At 69.8% G+C, this 16,009-nt stretch carries 15 protein-coding genes and 5 tRNA genes; 4 read left to right on the top strand and 16 right to left on the bottom strand.

The features are described 5' to 3' along the window. The 3 genes from C1J00_RS48570 to C1J00_RS22190 all read right to left on the bottom strand — a co-directional run. Window positions 1–801: D-alanine--D-alanine ligase (locus C1J00_RS48570; protein ID WP_102910820.1), on the bottom strand; the 801-nt coding region annotated here is incomplete at its 3' end. A gap of 59 nt (window positions 802–860) precedes the next feature. Beyond that, on the bottom strand, window positions 861–1,871 hold the full coding sequence (locus C1J00_RS22185) for an NAD(P)H-dependent glycerol-3-phosphate dehydrogenase (protein ID WP_102910821.1): 1,011 nt from the start codon (window positions 1,869–1,871) through the stop codon (window positions 861–863). After that, window positions 1,868–2,659 (bottom strand): lysophospholipid acyltransferase family protein, encoded by a 792-nt coding sequence (locus tag C1J00_RS22190; protein ID WP_102910822.1) that lies wholly within the window; start codon window positions 2,657–2,659, stop codon window positions 1,868–1,870. The genes C1J00_RS22185 and C1J00_RS22190 overlap by 4 nt, the downstream gene beginning before the upstream one ends. A 157-nt stretch (window positions 2,660–2,816) precedes the next feature. Here C1J00_RS22190 and cofC point away from each other — a divergent pair, with 157 nt between their 5' ends. Together cofC and C1J00_RS22200 are read left to right on the top strand one after the other, a co-directional pair. After that, a complete protein-coding gene (gene cofC, locus C1J00_RS22195) occupies window positions 2,817–3,455 on the top strand; it encodes a 2-phospho-L-lactate guanylyltransferase (RefSeq protein ID WP_102910823.1) in 639 nt (212 codons plus the stop codon). A 9-nt stretch (window positions 3,456–3,464) separates the two neighbouring features. Further along, window positions 3,465–3,668: a hypothetical protein gene (locus tag C1J00_RS22200; RefSeq protein ID WP_102910824.1), complete on the top strand. Its 204-nt coding sequence runs from the start codon at window positions 3,465–3,467 to the stop codon at window positions 3,666–3,668. Between the two features lie 72 nt (window positions 3,669–3,740). Here C1J00_RS22200 and C1J00_RS22205 read toward each other — a convergent pair whose 3' ends face one another. From C1J00_RS22205 to leuC, 4 genes are all read right to left on the bottom strand, one after another. Further along, window positions 3,741–4,382: an HU family DNA-binding protein gene (locus C1J00_RS22205; protein ID WP_102910825.1), complete on the bottom strand. Its 642-nt coding sequence runs from the start codon at window positions 4,380–4,382 to the stop codon at window positions 3,741–3,743. A gap of 136 nt (window positions 4,383–4,518) precedes the next feature. Further along, complete coding sequence (locus tag C1J00_RS22210; RefSeq protein WP_033313195.1) at window positions 4,519–4,749, bottom strand: SCO5555 family protein; 231 nt, start codon at window positions 4,747–4,749, stop codon at window positions 4,519–4,521. Window positions 4,750–5,026: 277 nt separating this feature from the next. Further along, window positions 5,027–5,620, bottom strand: a complete 594-nt coding sequence (gene leuD, locus C1J00_RS22215; RefSeq protein WP_102910826.1) for a 3-isopropylmalate dehydratase small subunit — start codon at window positions 5,618–5,620, stop codon at window positions 5,027–5,029. Window positions 5,621–5,626: 6 nt separating this feature from the next. Beyond that, window positions 5,627–7,057 carry a 3-isopropylmalate dehydratase large subunit gene (gene leuC / locus C1J00_RS22220; protein WP_102910827.1) on the bottom strand — a complete coding sequence of 477 codons (1,431 nt, stop codon included), beginning with the start codon at window positions 7,055–7,057 and terminating at the stop codon, window positions 5,627–5,629. Window positions 7,058–7,252: 195 nt separating this feature from the next. Between leuC and ndgR the strand changes: the two genes are divergently transcribed. Further along, window positions 7,253–7,969, top strand: coding sequence for an IclR family transcriptional regulator NdgR (gene ndgR, locus C1J00_RS22225; RefSeq protein ID WP_102910828.1), 717 nt, complete (start codon window positions 7,253–7,255; stop codon window positions 7,967–7,969). A 183-nt stretch (window positions 7,970–8,152) separates the two neighbouring features. Here the strand turns inward: ndgR and C1J00_RS22230 are convergent. From C1J00_RS22230 to C1J00_RS22270, 9 genes are all read right to left on the bottom strand, one after another. Continuing rightward, window positions 8,153–8,225, bottom strand: a tRNA-Glu gene (locus C1J00_RS22230). Between the two features lie 28 nt (window positions 8,226–8,253). Continuing rightward, window positions 8,254–8,325 (bottom strand) — tRNA-Gln (locus tag C1J00_RS22235). A gap of 20 nt (window positions 8,326–8,345) precedes the next feature. Beyond that, a tRNA-Glu gene (locus C1J00_RS22240) sits at window positions 8,346–8,418 on the bottom strand. A 40-nt stretch (window positions 8,419–8,458) separates the two neighbouring features. Continuing rightward, window positions 8,459–8,531 (bottom strand) — tRNA-Glu (locus C1J00_RS22245). Between the two features lie 21 nt (window positions 8,532–8,552). Next, window positions 8,553–8,624 (bottom strand) — tRNA-Gln (locus C1J00_RS22250). Window positions 8,625–8,713: 89 nt separating this feature from the next. Continuing rightward, window positions 8,714–9,445: an HAD family hydrolase gene (locus tag C1J00_RS22255; RefSeq protein ID WP_102910829.1), complete on the bottom strand. Its 732-nt coding sequence runs from the start codon at window positions 9,443–9,445 to the stop codon at window positions 8,714–8,716. An 88-nt stretch (window positions 9,446–9,533) separates the two neighbouring features. After that, window positions 9,534–11,018, bottom strand: a complete 1,485-nt coding sequence (gene gltX / locus C1J00_RS22260; protein WP_102910830.1) for a glutamate--tRNA ligase — start codon at window positions 11,016–11,018, stop codon at window positions 9,534–9,536. Then, window positions 11,011–11,787, bottom strand: coding sequence for a fumarylacetoacetate hydrolase family protein (locus C1J00_RS22265; RefSeq protein ID WP_102910831.1), 777 nt, complete (start codon window positions 11,785–11,787; stop codon window positions 11,011–11,013). Before C1J00_RS22265 ends, gltX begins: the two co-directional genes overlap by 8 nt. A gap of 173 nt (window positions 11,788–11,960) precedes the next feature. Further along, complete coding sequence (locus C1J00_RS22270; protein ID WP_180989645.1) at window positions 11,961–12,146, bottom strand: hypothetical protein; 186 nt, start codon at window positions 12,144–12,146, stop codon at window positions 11,961–11,963. 603 nt (window positions 12,147–12,749) lie between these two features. Between C1J00_RS22270 and C1J00_RS22275 the strand changes: the two genes are divergently transcribed. Beyond that, window positions 12,750–16,009, top strand: a 3,260-nt coding sequence (locus C1J00_RS22275; protein ID WP_245936447.1) for a sensor histidine kinase, incomplete at its 3' end; no start/stop codon positions are given.

Raw genomic sequence — 16,009 nt, forward strand, 5'->3', positions numbered from 1 at the left:
GAGTTCGTCGGCAGCGTCAGATTTGTATAAGAGACAGATCTCACGGCCGTGCAGCGCGGCCTCCACGAGGATCTTGGGATCGTGCCGCTGGGCCTCGGCGATCGCCTCGTCGAGGCCGGAGAGGTCGTCGACCTTGGTGATGCCGATCGAGGAACCGGCCCGTGAGGGCTTCACGAACAGCGGCCAGCCGTGCTCGCCGGCGAAGTCGACGATCTTCTTGCGGGCGGCGGCCTCGTCGCGCTCCCACTCGCGCGGGCGGATCACCACGTACGGGCCCACCTTCAGCCCGAAGGAGGTGAACACCCGCTTCATGTACTCCTTGTCCTGGCCCACGGCCGAGGCGAGCACGCCCGAACCCACGTACGGGACGCCGGAGAGCTCCAGAAGGCCCTGCAGAGTGCCGTCCTCGCCGTAGGGGCCGTGCAGCACCGGGAAGACCACGTCGACCTCGCCGAGGGCCTTGGGCACCGATCCCGGCTCGCTGTAGACGACTTCGCGGCTGGCGGGGTCGACGGGGAGGATCACCGCGCCCTCGGCGGACTCGGCGAGCAGGTCGACGCTCGGCGGGCGCCGGTCGACGATCGCCATCCGCTCCGGTTCGTCCGCCGTGAGCGCCCAACGCCCGTCCTGCGTGATGCCGATCGGCAGGACGTCGTACTTCGTCCGGTCGATGGCCTTGAGGACGGCGCCGGCGGTGACCACGGAGATCCCGTGTTCGGAGCTGCGCCCGCCGAACACGACGGCCACACGCGGCTTGCGAGGCGGCTGCTCGGGGCTCTGGGGGAGGTTCTCGGTGCTCATATCGCGTTGAGGGTACCCGTTGGTAGGGCCCGCAGTAAGCGCCGTCGGTCTCGCGTCGCTCAGCGTCGTTCCGGCTTCGCGCTGCGCGACATCAGTTCCTTGAGGGCCACCACCGGGGGCTTGCCCTCGTGCACGATGTCGACGACGGTCTCCGTGATCGGCATGTCGACGCCGTGCCTGCGGGCCAGATCGAGCACCGACTCACAGGACTTGACGCCCTCGGCGGTCTGCTTGGTGACGGCGATGGTCTCCTGCAGGGTCATGCCCTTGCCGAGGTTGGTGCCGAAGGTGTGGTTGCGCGACAGCGGCGAGGAGCAGGTGGCCACCAGGTCGCCCAGCCCCGCGAGTCCGGAGAAGGTCAGCGGGTCGGCGCCGAGCGCCATGCCGAGCCGGGTGGTCTCGGCGAGACCGCGGGTGATGAGCGAGCCCTTGGCGTTGTCGCCGAGTCCCATGCCGTCCGCGATGCCCACGGCGAGGCCGATGACGTTCTTCACGGCTCCGCCCAGTTCGCAGCCCACCACGTCCGTATTGGTGTACGGACGGAAGTACGGCGTGTGGCAGGCGGTCTGGAGCCGCTGGGCCACGGCCTCGTCGGTGCAGGCGACCACGGCCGCGGCCGGCATCCGCGCGGCGATCTCCCGGGCCAGGTTGGGCCCCGTCACCACGGCGATCCGGTCCGGGCCGACCTTGGCGACGTCGTCGATGACCTCGCTCATCCGCATCGCGGAGCCGAGCTCGACGCCCTTCATCAGCGACACGAGGACCGTGTCGGGGGCCAGCAGGGGGCTCCAGTCGGCGAGGTTGCCACGCAGGGTCTGCGAGGGCACCGACAGGACCGTGAAGTCGGCGTCCGCCGCGGCCTGCGCGGGATCGGCGGTGGCCCGCACGTTCTCCGGGAGCTCGACGCCCGGGAAGTAGTCGGGATTGGTCCGCGAGGAGTTGATCGCCTCCACGACCTCCGGGCGGCGCGCCCACAGGGTGACCTCGCACCCCGCGTCGGCGAGCACCATGCCGAAGGCCGTACCCCACGAACCGGCGCTCAGGACCGCCGCCTTGACCGGCTTGCTCACTTGCCCAGCCCCTCTTCCTGCACGGTCTGCCCGGACTTCTGGTGCATCTGCGTCTGTGTGTGCGTGCGGCGCCGCTGCTCGATCCGCTCCCGGCGCGGGTCGTACGGCGTCTCGGGCGCCTTCTCGCCGCGGATCAGCTCCAGCTGACCGGTGACGGCGGCCATGATGGCCTCCGTTGCCTCCTTCAGCAGATCCGCGGTCATCTCCCGGTCGTAGAACTGCGCGAGGTCCACGGGCGGCCCGGCGAGCACGCGGTGCGTCTTGCGCGGCAGAAGGTGCGGCTTCTTCGCGTACGGCGGCAGCAGCTCGTTGCAGCCCCACTGGGCCACGGGGATCACCGGGCACTTGGTCTGCAGCGCGACCCGCGCGGCCCCGGTCTTGCCGGTCATGGGCCAGCCGTCCGGGTCGCGGGTGAGGGTGCCCTCGGGATAGAAGGCGACGCATTCCCCGCGGTCCACGGCTTCGATCGCGGCCCGGAAAGCGCTCAGCGCGTCCGTGCTCTCGCGGTAGACGGGGATCTGCCCGGTGCCCCGCATCGCGGCCCCGACGAATCCCTTCCTGAAAAGCCCGCTCTTCGCGAGGAATCGCGGGACGCGCCCGGTGTTGTACTGAAAGTGCGCGTAACCGAAGGGGTCGATGTGCGAATTGTGGTTCACCGCGGTGATAAATCCACCCTCGGTCGGAATGTTCTCCATTCCACGCCAGTCCCGCTTGAGCAGAACCACCAGCGGCGGTTTGCAGATCACCGCGGCGAAGCGGTACCAGAAGCCGATTCTGCGGCGGGGCACGCGGACACCTTCCTCTAGGGCGTGAAGCCGGGGCCACGGGGCCCGCACAAGTGTCGCCCCAGGCCGCCGGTCTGTCGAGAACACCGTACGCCCCGGCACGCCGCCGGCCCGATGCCCCGGGTGACAATGACCGCGACAAGAGGAGGACGGAACACCCGTGCAGTGGACCCTGGTCGTACCCCTGAAGCCCCTGGCCCAGGCCAAGAGCAGGCTTGCGGACACCGCGGACGACGGGCTGCGGCCGGACCTGGCGCTGGCCTTCGCCCAGGACACGGTGGCGGCCGCGCTGGCCTGCCCGGCGGTGGGGGATGTGGCAGTCGTCACGGACGACGCCCGTGCGGGCCGCGAGCTGGCGGCACTGGGCGCCGCGATCGTCCCCGACGAGCCGGGCGGCGGTCTCAACGCCGCCCTCGCACACGTGACGCGGGTCGTACGGTCGGCCCGTCCGGCCCGTGCCGTGGCCGCACTCAACGCCGATCTGCCGGCCCTGCGCCCCGCGGAATTGTCCCGGGTACTCGATGCGGCCACTGAATTCCCGCGCGCATTTCTCCCGGACGCGGCCGCAATCGGCACAACTCTGCTGACCGCCGCTCCGGGCCGTGAATTGCGCCCGGCCTTCGGCACGGATTCCAGGGCCCGGCACCGTGCCACCGGCGCCGTGGAACTGCCGCTCACCGCGGTGGATTCCGTACGCCAGGACGTGGACACCGGCGAGGACCTGCGCAGCGCGCTGGCCCTGGGGGTCGGCCCTCATACGGCCGCAGCCGCCGCGCGATTGCTGATACCCGGGCAGTAGGCTGCGGCCATGCAGGCGACCGCGTACACGTACGACCCCGAAAGCCGCAGCGGGCAGGTGCTTCTGGACGACGGCACCCCACTGCCCTTCGACGCGGCCGCGTTCGACGCGGGGGGCCTCAGACTGCTGCGCGCGGGCCAGCGGGTGCGCATCGAGGTGGAGGGTGCGAAGGACGCGCCCCGGATCACTCTGGTGACCCTGCAGACCCTCTGACCACTCCCTGAACACGCCGCGGGCCGGACTCCGTGCGGAGTCCGGCCCGGCGCGTGAGTACTCCAGCGCCCTTTACTTCTTGCGGGCGGTGGTCTTCTTGGCGGTGGTCTTGCGCGCCGTCGACTTCTTGGCGGGCGCCTTCTTGGCCGTGGCCTTCTTCGCCGGGGCCTTCTTCGCGGTGGTCTTCTTCGCGGCGGTGCTCTTGGACGTCGCCGTGGTCTTCTTGGCGGGCGCCTTCTTCGCCGTGGTCTTCTTGGCGGCCGCGGTCTTCGTGGTGGCCTTCTTCGCCGTCGTCTTCTTGGCGGTGGTCTTCTTGGCGGCGGCCGACTTCGTGGTCGCCTTCTTCGCGGCGGCCTTCTTGACCGTCGCGCCGGCACCGCCGGTCAGGCTGCCCTTCGGCGCCTTCTTGACGGAGACCTCGCCGCCGCGGGGGAGCTTCTTCGAGCCGCTGACCAGGTCCTTGAAGCCCTGACCGGCGCGGAAGCGCGGAACGGAGGTCTTCTTGACCCGAACACGCTCGCCCGTCTGGGGGTTACGGGCGTACCGGGCCGGACGGTCGACCTTCTCGAACGAACCGAAGCCGGTGACCGAGACCCGCTCACCCGAGACGACCGCGCGGACGATGGCGTCCAGTACATGGTCGACGGCATCGGCGGCCTGCTGGCGGCCGCCCATCTTGTCGGCAATCGCTTCTACGAGCTGCGCCTTGTTCACGTCTTCCCCTTCGGAGACATCGCCAGAACGAAAGTGTTCAAGCTTTTTCGCACGTTAGGCAGATATATACCGCAAATCAAACACGAAACGGGCTAATCACCCTTGTGCCGCAACGAACTCGATGGTGTCGCGGGGTTCAGCGTTCCTCGTCGGGGATTCGTCCCTCGTCGAGGTCCGCGGAGAACCGCTCCAGCCGCCTTGCCGCGTCGGCGAGATCGTGCTTGGCCGCGGCCGTAATGACCAGCAGCTTCCGGGTCAGCGCCATCCGTACGCCCTCCGGGACTTGCAGTGCGCGCACCCTTGTGTGCGCTTCCTTGAGTTGGTCCGCGACTGCCGCATAGAGCTCGAGTTGGCCGTCGTGTTCCATGCACAGATTGTGCCATCTGGGGCGAGTTGTCGCCTGCGCAGGGGACAACTGACGCCTCAAACGGCCTTCCGGGCACACGTGGAAGTCACGGCTGTACCCCTCGCGTACCCCAGCAACCACCGGCATAACGCGGGAAGTTGGCAGCCGAACAGGGGGTGGGCAGGGCCGTTCGGGTGCAGACACAGCTGTACCCCCGATCGGACCGATCGGGGGTACAGAGAGGGTGTTGCGGTGGCCGAAAGTCGCCTTGTCCGAAGGCGGCGGGCCGTGCCTGGGATCAGACCGGGAGCGTCCGCGGCTTGAACGCCGGGCGCTTCGCCTCGTACGCGGAGATGTCCGCCTCGTTCCGCAGGGTGATCGAGATGTCGTCGAGGCCGTTCAGCAGCCGCCAGCGGGAGTTCTCGTCCAGCTCGAAGGCGGCGGTGATGCCCTCGGCGCGCACCTCGCGGCTCTCCAGGTCGACGGTGATCTCGGCCTGCGGGTCCTTCTCGGTGAGCTCCCACAGCGCGTCCACGGTCTTCTGCTCCAGAACGACCGTGAGCAGGCCGTTCTTGAGCGAGTTTCCGCGGAAGATGTCGGCGAAGCGGGAGGAGATCACGGCCTTGAAGCCGTAGTTCTGCAGCGCCCAGACGGCGTGCTCACGCGAGGAGCCGGTGCCGAAGTCGGGACCGGCGACCAGCACGGTCGCGCCCTTGCGCTCGCTCTGGTTGAGCACGAAGGTCTCGTCCTTGCGCCAGGCCTCGAACAGCCCGTCCTCGAACCCGTCGCGCGTGACCTTCTTGAGCCAGTGGGCGGGGATGATCTGGTCGGTGTCGACGTTGGAGCGGCGCAGCGGGACGGCCCGGCCGGTGTGGGTGGTGAAGGCTTCCATGAGTGATCAGACTCCAGCGGGCGTGGGGGCGTCGGCGTCGGACAGGTCGGCCGGGGAGGCCAGGTGGCCCAGGACGGCGGTGGCGGCCGCGACCTGCGGGGACACCAGGTGGGTGCGGCCGCCCTTGCCCTGCCGCCCCTCGAAGTTGCGGTTGGAGGTGGACGCGGAGCGCTCACCGGGGGCGAGCTGGTCGGGGTTCATGCCCAGGCACATCGAGCAGCCCGCGTGCCGCCATTCGGCGCCGGCCTCCTTGAACACCACGTCCAGGCCCTCGGAGACTGCCTGCAGACCGACCCGCGCGGAGCCCGGGACGACCAGCATCCGTACGCCGTCGGCGACTTTGCGGTCCTTGAGCAGTTCGGCCGCGGCGCGCAGGTCCTCGATGCGGCCGTTGGTGCACGAGCCTACGAAGACGGTGTCCACCTTGATGGAACGCAGCGGCTGTCCGGCCTCCAACCCCATGTACTCCAGGGCCTTTTCGGCGGCGAAGCGCTCCGATGCGTCTTCGTACGAAGCGGGATCGGGGACGGCCGCCGAAAGCGGTGCGCCCTGCCCGGGGTTGGTACCCCAGGTGACGAACGGCGACAGCGCGGCGGCGTCGATGACGACCTCGGCGTCGAACACCGCGTCCTCATCCGTGCGCAGCGTCTTCCAGTACTCCACCGCCGCGTCCCAGTCGGCGCCCTCGGGGGCGTGCGGACGGCCCTTGAGGTAGGCGAAGGTCGTCTCGTCCGGGGCGATCATGCCCGCGCGGGCCCCGGCCTCGATCGACATGTTGCAGATGGTCATCCGCGCTTCCATCGACAGCTTCTCGATGGCCTCGCCGCGGTACTCCAGGACGTAGCCCTGCCCGCCGCCCGTGCCGATCTTCGCGATGATCGCCAGGATCAGGTCCTTGGCGGTGACGCCGTCGGGCAGTTCACCTTCGACCGTGATCGCCATGGTCTTCGGGCGGGACATCGGCAGGGTCTGGGTGGCCAGCACGTGCTCCACCTGGGAGGTGCCGATGCCGAACGCCAGCGCGCCGAAAGCGCCGTGCGTGGAGGTGTGGGAGTCACCGCACACCACGGTGGTGCCGGGCTGGGTCAGACCCAGCTGCGGGCCCACCACGTGCACGACTCCCTGCTCGACGTCGCCCAGCGGGTGCAGGCGCACCCCGAAGTCGGCGGCGTTCTTGCGCAGCGTCTCCAGCTGGATCCGCGAGACCGGGTCCGCGATCGGCTTGTCGATGTCCAGGGTCGGGGTGTTGTGGTCCTCGGTCGCGATGGTGAGGTCCAGCCGGCGCACGGTACGGCCGCTCTTGCGCAGACCGTCGAACGCCTGCGGGCTGGTCACCTCGTGCAGCAGGTGCAGATCGATGAAGAGAAGGTCGGGCTCGCCCTCCGCGCGCCGGACGACATGGTCGTCCCAGACTTTCTCCGCGAGTGTCCTACCCATCGCTGTTCCCTCCGGTCGGCTACGGTCCGCCGACCCAACTAGAGATCTTGAGGAGGCGGTGCCCGTACCCCTGATCCCGGGCACGCACCACCAGGCCCTTACGTCACGGGCCGTTGTGACTTCGTGATTCCAGGGTGGCGCGTTCCACGGAAATTTGAACTTGCGTTTCACAGAGTGAGACGCAAGTATCGTTTCATGGACAACAGTAGCGGCGTCGGCGTTCTGGACAAGGCGGCCCTCGTCCTGAGCGCTCTGGAGTCCGGTCCGGCCACCCTCGCGGGTCTGGTCGGTGCCACCGGACTGGCACGACCCACGGCCCACCGCCTGGCCGTGGCCCTGGAACACCACCGCATGGTGGCGCGCGACATGCAGGGCCGTTTCATTCTCGGCCCTCGCCTGGCAGAGCTTGCGGCGGCCGCGGGTGAGGACCGTCTCCTCGCCACCGCCGGTCCGGTGCTCACGCACCTTCGTGACATCACGGGCGAGAGCGCGCAGCTCTACCGCCGCCAGGGCGACATGCGCATCTGCGTCGCCGCTGCGGAGCGCCTGTCCGGCCTGCGGGACACGGTCCCGGTCGGTTCGACCCTCACGATGAAGGCCGGCTCCTCGGCTCAGATCCTGATGGCCTGGGAGGAACCGGAGCGACTGCACCGCGGCCTGCAGGGGGCGCGCTTCACGGCGACGGCCCTGTCGGGTGTGCGGCGGCGGGGCTGGGCGCAGTCGATCGGTGAACGGGAGCCGGGCGTCGCGTCGGTGTCCGCGCCGGTGCGGGGGCCGTCGAACCGCGTGGTGGCGGCGGTGTCGGTGTCCGGGCCGATCGAGCGGCTGAGCCGCCACCCTGGCCGTATGCACGCCCAGGCCGTGATCGATGCCGCGGGGCGCCTCTCCGAGGCGTTGCGGCGTACCGGCTGAAGCGACCAGACGTTTCGGGGAGGGCTCGCCTCAACGCCGCGGCAGGCCGTCCCCGACTCAGCGCCAGCGCAGGGACCGTTTCGTCGTCGAGTGCGGGCCGTCAGTGGTTGTTCGCGCAGTCCCCGCGCCCCTGAGGCATACGCAGCAGGCCCCTCACCGAAGTGAGGGGCCTGCTGCGATGTGTACCCCCGACCGGATTCGAACCGGCGCTACCGCCTTGAGAGGGCGGCGTGCTAGGCCGCTACACAACGGGGGCCTGGACACTGCGTTTCCGCAGGTCCGAGCTGGTCTACCTGGACTCGAACCAAGACTAACTGAACCAGAATCAGCCGTGCTGCCAATTACACCATAGACCAATGTGGTTTAGACCAGTCAGTACCCCCGACCGGATTCGAACCGGCGCTACCGCCTTGAGAGGGCGGCGTGCTAGGCCGCTACACAACGGGGGCCCTAGCAGTCCCGAGATGATCATCGATCGCTCGGAACCAGTACCCCCGACCGGATTCGAACCGGCGCTACTGCCTTGAGAGGGCAGCGTGCTAGGCCGCTACACAACGGGGGCGATGCAGATGAGCTCTGCGAGCTGGCCTACCTGGACTCGAACCAAGACTAACTGAACCAGAATCAGTCGTGCTGCCAATTACACCATAGGCCACTGGAACGCAAGCCCCCGCAGGGGATTTGTTCTAGTTGTGCGCCTGGGGTTCCGGCCTTCCGGCCCGCTCCCGCGGCGCAGGAAGAACATTACCCGAAGGTGGACGGGGCTCCAAAACGAGTATCCGGGCCGAGCAGGGACGGCAGTTCGGCGAGGGAGGTGATGCGGTGCGGCCCGACGGGCGGGTCGACCGTCGCGTACAGACCACCGCGGTCGATCCACACCGACAGCAGTCCGGCGTCGGCGGCACCCCGGCCGTCGATCTCCGGGTGATCGCCGACGTAGGCGACCTGGTGCGGCGGCAGCCCGAGGAATTCGCAGGCGGCGAGGAACGCCCCGGCCTCGGGCTTGGAGATGCCGAGCTCGGCCGCGCACAGGATGGTCTCGAAGCGGTCGTGGACGCCGAGGGCGCGCAGCTTGCGGTCCTGGACGTGAAGGCTGGAGTTGGAGAGCACCGCGTGCCGGTGGCTGGCGGCGAGGGCGTCGAGGACGGGCAGGACGTCCGGGAAGAGGGCCCAGACCGCCTCGTAATGGGTGATGTACCGCTGGAACCACGCGTCGGCCTCGGCGTCGGTGAGCTCCCGGCCCAGGAAGATCCGCACCCGGTCGCGCCGCTGGGCCTCGAAGGTGGCCTCGCCGGCCGCGAAGCGTGCCCACTGCAGGTGGGTGATCTCCCGCCAGTGGTCGAGGGCCTGCTCGACGCCGTCGTAGCGGTCGAGCAAGCCCTCGGCCGTCAGGTGGGCGCGCATACCGAGGCGGTCGGCGGTGGTGTAGTCGAAGAGGGTGTCGTCGACGTCCCAGACCACGGCTTGGATGCTCATGCTCCGACCGTACCCACCGCGTTCCGCTCTCAGCCCGGGTTCATGCTCCCGGAGAGTGCCAGGTCGGCCCTCGCCGTACCGGGTGGTGCTACGCGGCCAGCTTCGCCAGCGCCGCGTCGATCCTGGCCAGGGTGGTCTCCTTGCCGAGGACCTCCAGGGACTCGAACAGCGGCAGCCCGACCGTGCGGCCGGTGACGGCGACGCGCACGGGGGCCTGGGCCTTGCCGAGCTTCAGGCCGTGGGCCTCACCGGCCGCCAGGACGGCCTCCTTGAGCGACTCGGCGGAGGTCCAGTCGGCGGCCTCCAGCTTCTCGCGGGCCGTGCGCAGCAGGGCGTCCGAGCCCTCCTTCATCGCCTTCGTCCAGCTGGCCTCGTCCTCCACCGGCTCCGGCAGGAAGAGGAAGTCGACGTTGTCGGTGATTTCGGAGAGCACCTTGAGGCGGGTCTGGGCGTGCGGCGCGATGGCCTGCCACTTGGCCTCGTCGAAGGCCTCCGGGGCCCAGGGGGCGAACGGCGCCTGGAGCCACGGGCGGCAGCGCTCCGTGAAGTCCTTCACGTCCAGCAGGCGGATGTGGTCGCCGTTGATGGCTTCGCACTTCTTGAGGTCGAAGCGGGCCGGGTTCGGGTTCACGTCGGAGATCTCGAAGGCGGCGATCATCTCGTCGACCGAGAAGACGTCCTGGTCGGCCGAGAGGGACCAGCCGAGCAGGGAGAGGTAGTTGAGCAGGCCCTCGGGGAGGAAGCCGCGCTCCCGGTAGAGGTTGAGGGAGGACTGCGGGTCGCGCTTGGAGAGCTTCTTGTTGCCCTCGCCCATCACGTACGGCAGGTGGCCGAAGGACGGGATCTCCTTGGCGACGCCCAGCTCGATCAGCGCTTTGTACAGGGCGATCTGGCGCGGGGTGGAGGAGAGCAGGTCCTCGCCGCGCAGGACGTGGGTGATCTCCATCAGGGCGTCGTCGACCGGGTTGACCAAGGTGTACAGCGGGGCCCCGTTGGCACGGACGAGCCCGAAGTCCGGGACGTTCTCCGGCGTGAAGGTCAGCTCGCCGCGGACCAGGTCGGTGAAGGTGATCGTCTCGTCGGGCATCCGGAAACGGACGATCGGCTCCCGGCCCTGGGCCTGGTACTCCTCGACCTGGGCGGCGGTCAGCTCGCGGCAGTGGCCGTCGTAGCCGGAGGGCTTGCCGGCGGCGCGGGCGGCCTCGCGGCGGGTGTCCAGCTCGTCCTGGGAGCAGTAGCAGCGGTAGGCGTGGCCGGCGTCGAGCAGCTTCTGCGCGACGTCCTTGTACAGATCCATGCGCTGCGACTGGCGGTACGGCGCGTGCGGGCCGCCGACCTCGGGGCCCTCGTCCCAGTCGAAGCCCAGCCAGCGCATCGAGTCGAGCAGCTGGGTGTACGACTCCTCGGAGTCGCGGGCGGCGTCGGTGTCCTCGATGCGGAAGACCAGGGTGCCCTGGTGGTGCTTGGCGAACGCCCAGTTGAACAGGGCGGTGCGCACCAGGCCCACGTGCGGGTTACCGGTGGGCGACGGACAGAAACGGACGCGTACAGGAGAGCCGGGTGCGCTAGCCACGCTTGACAACCTTGTTGGTGAGAGTGCCGATGCCTTCGATGGTGACGGCGACCTCGTCGCCGACGTTCAGGGGGCCGACCCCAGCCGGGGTGCCCGTGAGGATCACGTCGCCGGGGAGCAGCGTCATGGCCTCGGAGATGTTGACGATCAGATCCTCGACGGAGTGGATCATCTCGCTGGTCCGGCCCAGCTGGCGCTGCCGGCCGTTGACCGTGAGCTGGATGGTGAGGTCGCTCGCGTCCAGGTCCGTCTCCACCCAGGGGCCGAGGGGGCAGGAGCTGTCGAAGCCCTTGGCCCGGGCCCACTGCTTCTCGCGCCTCTGCACGTCGCGGGCGGTGATGTCGTTGGCGCAGGTGTAGCCGAAGATGACGTCCTTGACGCGCTCACGCGGGACCTCGCGGCACATCCGGCCGATCACGACGGCCAGCTCGGCCTCGTGGTGCACCTCCTCGGAGAAGGTGGGGTACTGGATCTCGTCACCCGGTCCGATCACCGAGGTGGACGGCTTGAAGAAGGCGAAGGGGGCGTCGGGCACCTCGTTGCCCAGCTCGCGGGCGTGCTCCGCGTAGTTGCGGCCGAAGGCCACGACCTTGTTGGGCAGCACCGGCGGCAGCAGCCTGACCTTGCCGACCGGCACCTTCGTGCCGGAGAGCTCGAAGTCCGCGAACGGGATGCCCTTGATGATGTCCAGGACGAGTTCGTCCTGCTTGTCGCCCTCGATGGCGCCGAAGGCGACGTTCCCGTCGATGGAGAACCTGGCGATGCGCACGGGATGCTTGGCCCCTTGACTGAAGCGGCTGGAGTCTGACGGTCCAGGCTAACGCGGGGAGGTCTTCCCGCCCCGCGCATTGTGAAGGGGCGCCCCGTCACTCGGGGCGCCCCTCGGAAATCCGTGCCCTGCCGTCATGAGCATCCGGCGGCCGGCACGCGTACTACCAGGTGTCATTCCGCGGCGGCGGCCGCGACGGGGATCTCCATGAGGATGGTGCGCTTGGGGTTTGCGGTCTGGGCCGGGAGGTCGACGGGGTGCTCCGGCTGCTCCGGCGTCTGCAGTTCGTCGGCGTCGTCCAAGTGAGCCAGCGTCGTGCGTCGCGGGTTGGCGATCTTGTGGAACATCGTCGTCTTCACTGTTTACTTGACCCTGTCCTGTGACGGGCGCCGGGAGGGTGTGGGAAACCTCCGCACGGGCGCGGGTTGTCGGTTGTGCCATCGCTGTAAAGCGTCAGGCTAAACATGCGATTCCCCGGCCCGTTCGCGCGAAGGCCATGATCAGTGTGTGAGTTTCCTCACGAACCAGTGGGCGAATCGGTCAATCCGGACTCGCACCCCAGGGTGACGAAACGGGCATTGACCCACTGAAGCCATCATTCCGCTCCTGATCATGGCGACTGGGACACCCGGCACCGCTCGGCGACTCGCGGACTTACGCCCGAAATGGGTGAACTCGCCTTCCACGACCGGTGATCCGGCACTCACGTGGTGTCACCTACATCACGGCTCGGCCTACGGGCCTTGTTGGAGATCCTGTGCTGTGCTGGAATCTCACGGACCGCCGCAGGATCGAGCCGGCGCACAGGGGGCGCACAGTCGCGCCGAGTGGCGGCGAGAAGGGGGAGCCAGCGCCGGTCACTCAAGACCACCACGGGGGCGTTTTCAGGGCGTCCCCAGAACGCCGACACCGTGTCCCGCCGTTCAGACGACGGGGTGCCTGGTCCAGAGGTTGCGACGCTAGTGCAGGGACGTTTCAAGAGGGATGGCAACGCTTCGGCGGAGCCGGAGCCGCGCGGCGGGACTGGCCCCATGACTGGCGGCCCCTCGCCCCAGCACGCCCAGAACCAGGGCCCGGCCGGTGACGGCGGTGAGCGCTCGGGGCGCCCCGGCACGTCGACCCCCTCGGGGTCCGCGGGCCCTTCCCCGGCGCTGAAGCCGCCGACGGGCCCGACCGGCCCCGGGCCGCGAATAGCCCTGCGCAACTGGCGCATCTCGACGCGACTGGTGTCGCTGCTCGCCCTCCCGGTGGTCGCGGCCACCTCGCTGGGCGCACTGCGTATCAACCAGTCCATGGACGACATCCAGCAGCTCGACAACATGAAGCTGCTGACGGACATGACCAAGCAGGCCACCGAACTGTCGGCCGCGCTCCAGGAAGAGCGCGACCAGTCGGCCGGCCCGCTCGCGCACGGCGGCAAGGCGACCGACTTCGCGGTCAAGGGGCTTCGCGAGAAGACCGACCGGGCGATGAAGAACTTCCTCGACAGTTCCGAGGAGATCGACGGCGCCAGCAAGGACGGCAACCTCAAGGGCGTCCGCGAGTACCTCGTCCAGCTCGCCGGCGAGCTGGGTGACCTGGAGCAGATCCGCAAGGGCGCCTACGCCTCCGAGGGCAACTCCACGCAGACGGTCGAGGCGTACCACCGCCTGATCGAGAACCTGATCGACCTCTCCCAGGACATGGCCGAGGCGACCAGCAACCCGGACATGATCCAGCGCACGCGTGCGCTCGCGGCGTTCTCCTCCGCCAAGGAGTACTCCTCGATCCAGCGCGCGGCCCTGGCCGCGGCACTGCCCGCGAGCAACACCACGACCGGCAAGCTCTCGCCGAACGACCGGCTCTACGCCGAGTCGGCCCTGGAGAGCCAGAACTCCGAGATCCGCAGCTTCAAGAGCATCTACGGCGAGGACGCCGCCGCCGAGCTGCTGAAGCCGATCGAGGACGGCGGCAACTCCACGATCAAGGCGACCGACACCTACGCGGGCCGCGCCCTGGTCTCCGCGAGCGGTCTCGCCCAGCAGGACAAGCGGTCCTACCGCGACTGGCTGGACGACAGCTCCACCAAGATCCAGCAGATGAAGAACATCGAGCACACACTGCTCGAGGAGATGGAGCAGAAGGCCCGCGAGCTGCGCAGCGCCACCGAGCGCGACGCGATCATCTCCGGTGCCCTGATCCTGATCGTGCTGGGTGTGTCGCTGGTCGGCGCCTTCGTCGTGGCGCGGTCCATGATCCGCTCGCTGCGCCGGCTGGAGGACACCGCGACCAAGGTCGCCTCCGACCGCCTGCCCGAGCTGGTCAAGCAGCTGTCCGAGTCCGACCCGCAGGACGTCGACACGTCCGTGGAGTCGGTCGGTGTGCACTCCCGGGACGAGATCGGCCGAGTGGCCGCGGCCTTCGACGACGTGCACCGCGAGGCGGTCCGCCTCGCCGCCGAGCAGGCGCTGCTCCGGGGCAACGTCAACGCGATGTTCACCAACCTCTCGCGCCGCTCCCAGGGTCTGATCCAGCGCCAGCTGTCGCTCATCTCCGAACTGGAGTCCCGCGAGGCCGACCCGGACCAGCTGTCCTCGCTGTTCAAGCTCGACCACCTCGCGACCCGCATGCGCCGTAACGGTGAGAACCTCCTCGTCCTCGCGGGCGAGGAGCCCGGCCGCCGCTGGACCCGTCCGGTGCCGCTGGTCGACGTGCTTCGCGCCGCCGCGTCCGAGGTGGAGCAGTACGAGCGCATCGAACTGGCCTCGGTGCCGACCACCGAAGTGGCCGGCCGGGTCGTCAACGACCTCGTGCACCTCCTCGCCGAGCTGCTGGAGAACGCGACCTCGTTCTCCTCGCCGCAGACCAAGGTCAAGGTCACCGGTCACGCGCTGCCCGACGGCCGGGTGCTGATCGAGATCCACGACACCGGTATCGGTCTGTCGCCGGAGGACCTCGCGGCGATCAACGAGCGGCTCGCCTCTCCCCCGACGGTGGACGTCTCCGTCTCCCGCCGCATGGGTCTGTTCGTGGTCGGCCGCCTGTCCCAGCGGCACGGCATCCGCATCCAGCTGCGCCCGTCCGACTCCGGTGGTACGACCGCGCTGGTCATGCTGCCCGTCGATGTCGCCCAGGGCGGCAGGAAGCCCCAGCCCAAGCAGCCCGGTCAGCCGCCGGTCGGTGGTGGTCCCGCCGCCGCGCAGGCCGCCGCCGGTGCGGCCGCGGCGCGGCGTGCCGCCGGTTCCGGGCAGGGCGGCGGTGCCCTCGGGGCCGGTGCGTCCGGCGGTGCCTTCGGTGGTGCCGGCGGTGGCCGGCTCGCTCCCGGTCAGAGCCCGCGGGCCGCGCTGCCCGGGCGCGACGGGGACGGTGGCCGTCCCGGAGGCCAGGGCGGTGCGCGTGGACCGCAGGGTCCCGGCCCGTCGTCGTTCGAGCAGAGTGGCCCCCCGCAGGGCCGTCCCGCTCCGGCCGGTGCCGGGTTCGGTCAGCAGGCGCCGGGCGCCCCGCAGGGTCTGCAGGCCGCGGGCACCAACGGGCCGCAGCAGGGCCAGGACGCCTTCGGCGGTGGCCGGAGCCGGAAGAAGCAGGGCGGCAACGCCGAGCAGGGCAAGGGCCGCAGGCCCCAGCTGCCGCCGCGCGGTGGTCCGCGTGCCGAGCTGCCCGGTGGTGATGCGCAGCAGCGCGTGCCGAGCTGGAGCGACGAGAACGCCCAGCCGCCGGTGCCGCGTGCCTCGCTGGACGCCCCCCGTGGCCACGAGGAGCAGCCGGACGTCTCCCGTACGTCCTCGCTGCAGCGCGGCGACGAGCGCCAGGGTCCCGGCGCGACGGCGGAGATGCCGGCCGTGCCGCGTGACGACGACCGGCAGGGTCTCGGCTCGCCGGCCGACTTCGGCGCCGCCCAGCACGCGGACCCGTTCGGTCCCGGCGCGAACGCACAGCAGGGGCAGGGTTCGTTCGTCCGCCCGGACGTCTTCGGCACGCCGGGCGGCCGACGCGACTCGTCCACGTCGGGCCAGTACCCGGCGCCGCAGTCCTACGACAACGGCTCGACCGGCCAGTACCCTGCCACGCACCAGGACAACGGCTCCACGGGCCAGTACCAGACGCCCCGCCAGGACAACGGCTCCACCGGCCAATACCCGGCCCCGCACCAGGACAACGGCTCCACCGGCCAGTACCAGACGCCCCGCCAGGACAACGGCTCCGGGCGGCCCACCCTCCCTGGTCCGGCCACGCCGGCCGACCC

The sequence above is a fragment of the Streptomyces cahuitamycinicus genome (assembly GCF_002891435.1).
Taxonomy (GTDB): Bacteria; Actinomycetota; Actinomycetes; order Streptomycetales; family Streptomycetaceae; genus Streptomyces; species Streptomyces cahuitamycinicus.

Coding starts and splice junctions, on each gene's coding strand:
- leuD (WP_102910826.1), bottom strand. CDS start 5,620: ATGGAAGCCTTCACCACCCACACCGGCCGGGCCGTCCCGCTGCGCCGC.
- C1J00_RS22255 (WP_102910829.1), bottom strand. CDS start 9,445: ATGAGCATCCAAGCCGTGGTCTGGGACGTCGACGACACCCTCTTCGAC.
- leuC (WP_102910827.1), bottom strand. CDS start 7,057: ATGGGTAGGACACTCGCGGAGAAAGTCTGGGACGACCATGTCGTCCGG.
- ndgR (WP_102910828.1), top strand. CDS start 7,253: ATGGACAACAGTAGCGGCGTCGGCGTTCTGGACAAGGCGGCCCTCGTC.
- C1J00_RS22200 (WP_102910824.1), top strand. CDS start 3,465: ATGCAGGCGACCGCGTACACGTACGACCCCGAAAGCCGCAGCGGGCAG.
- C1J00_RS22210 (WP_033313195.1), bottom strand. CDS start 4,749: ATGGAACACGACGGCCAACTCGAGCTCTATGCGGCAGTCGCGGACCAA.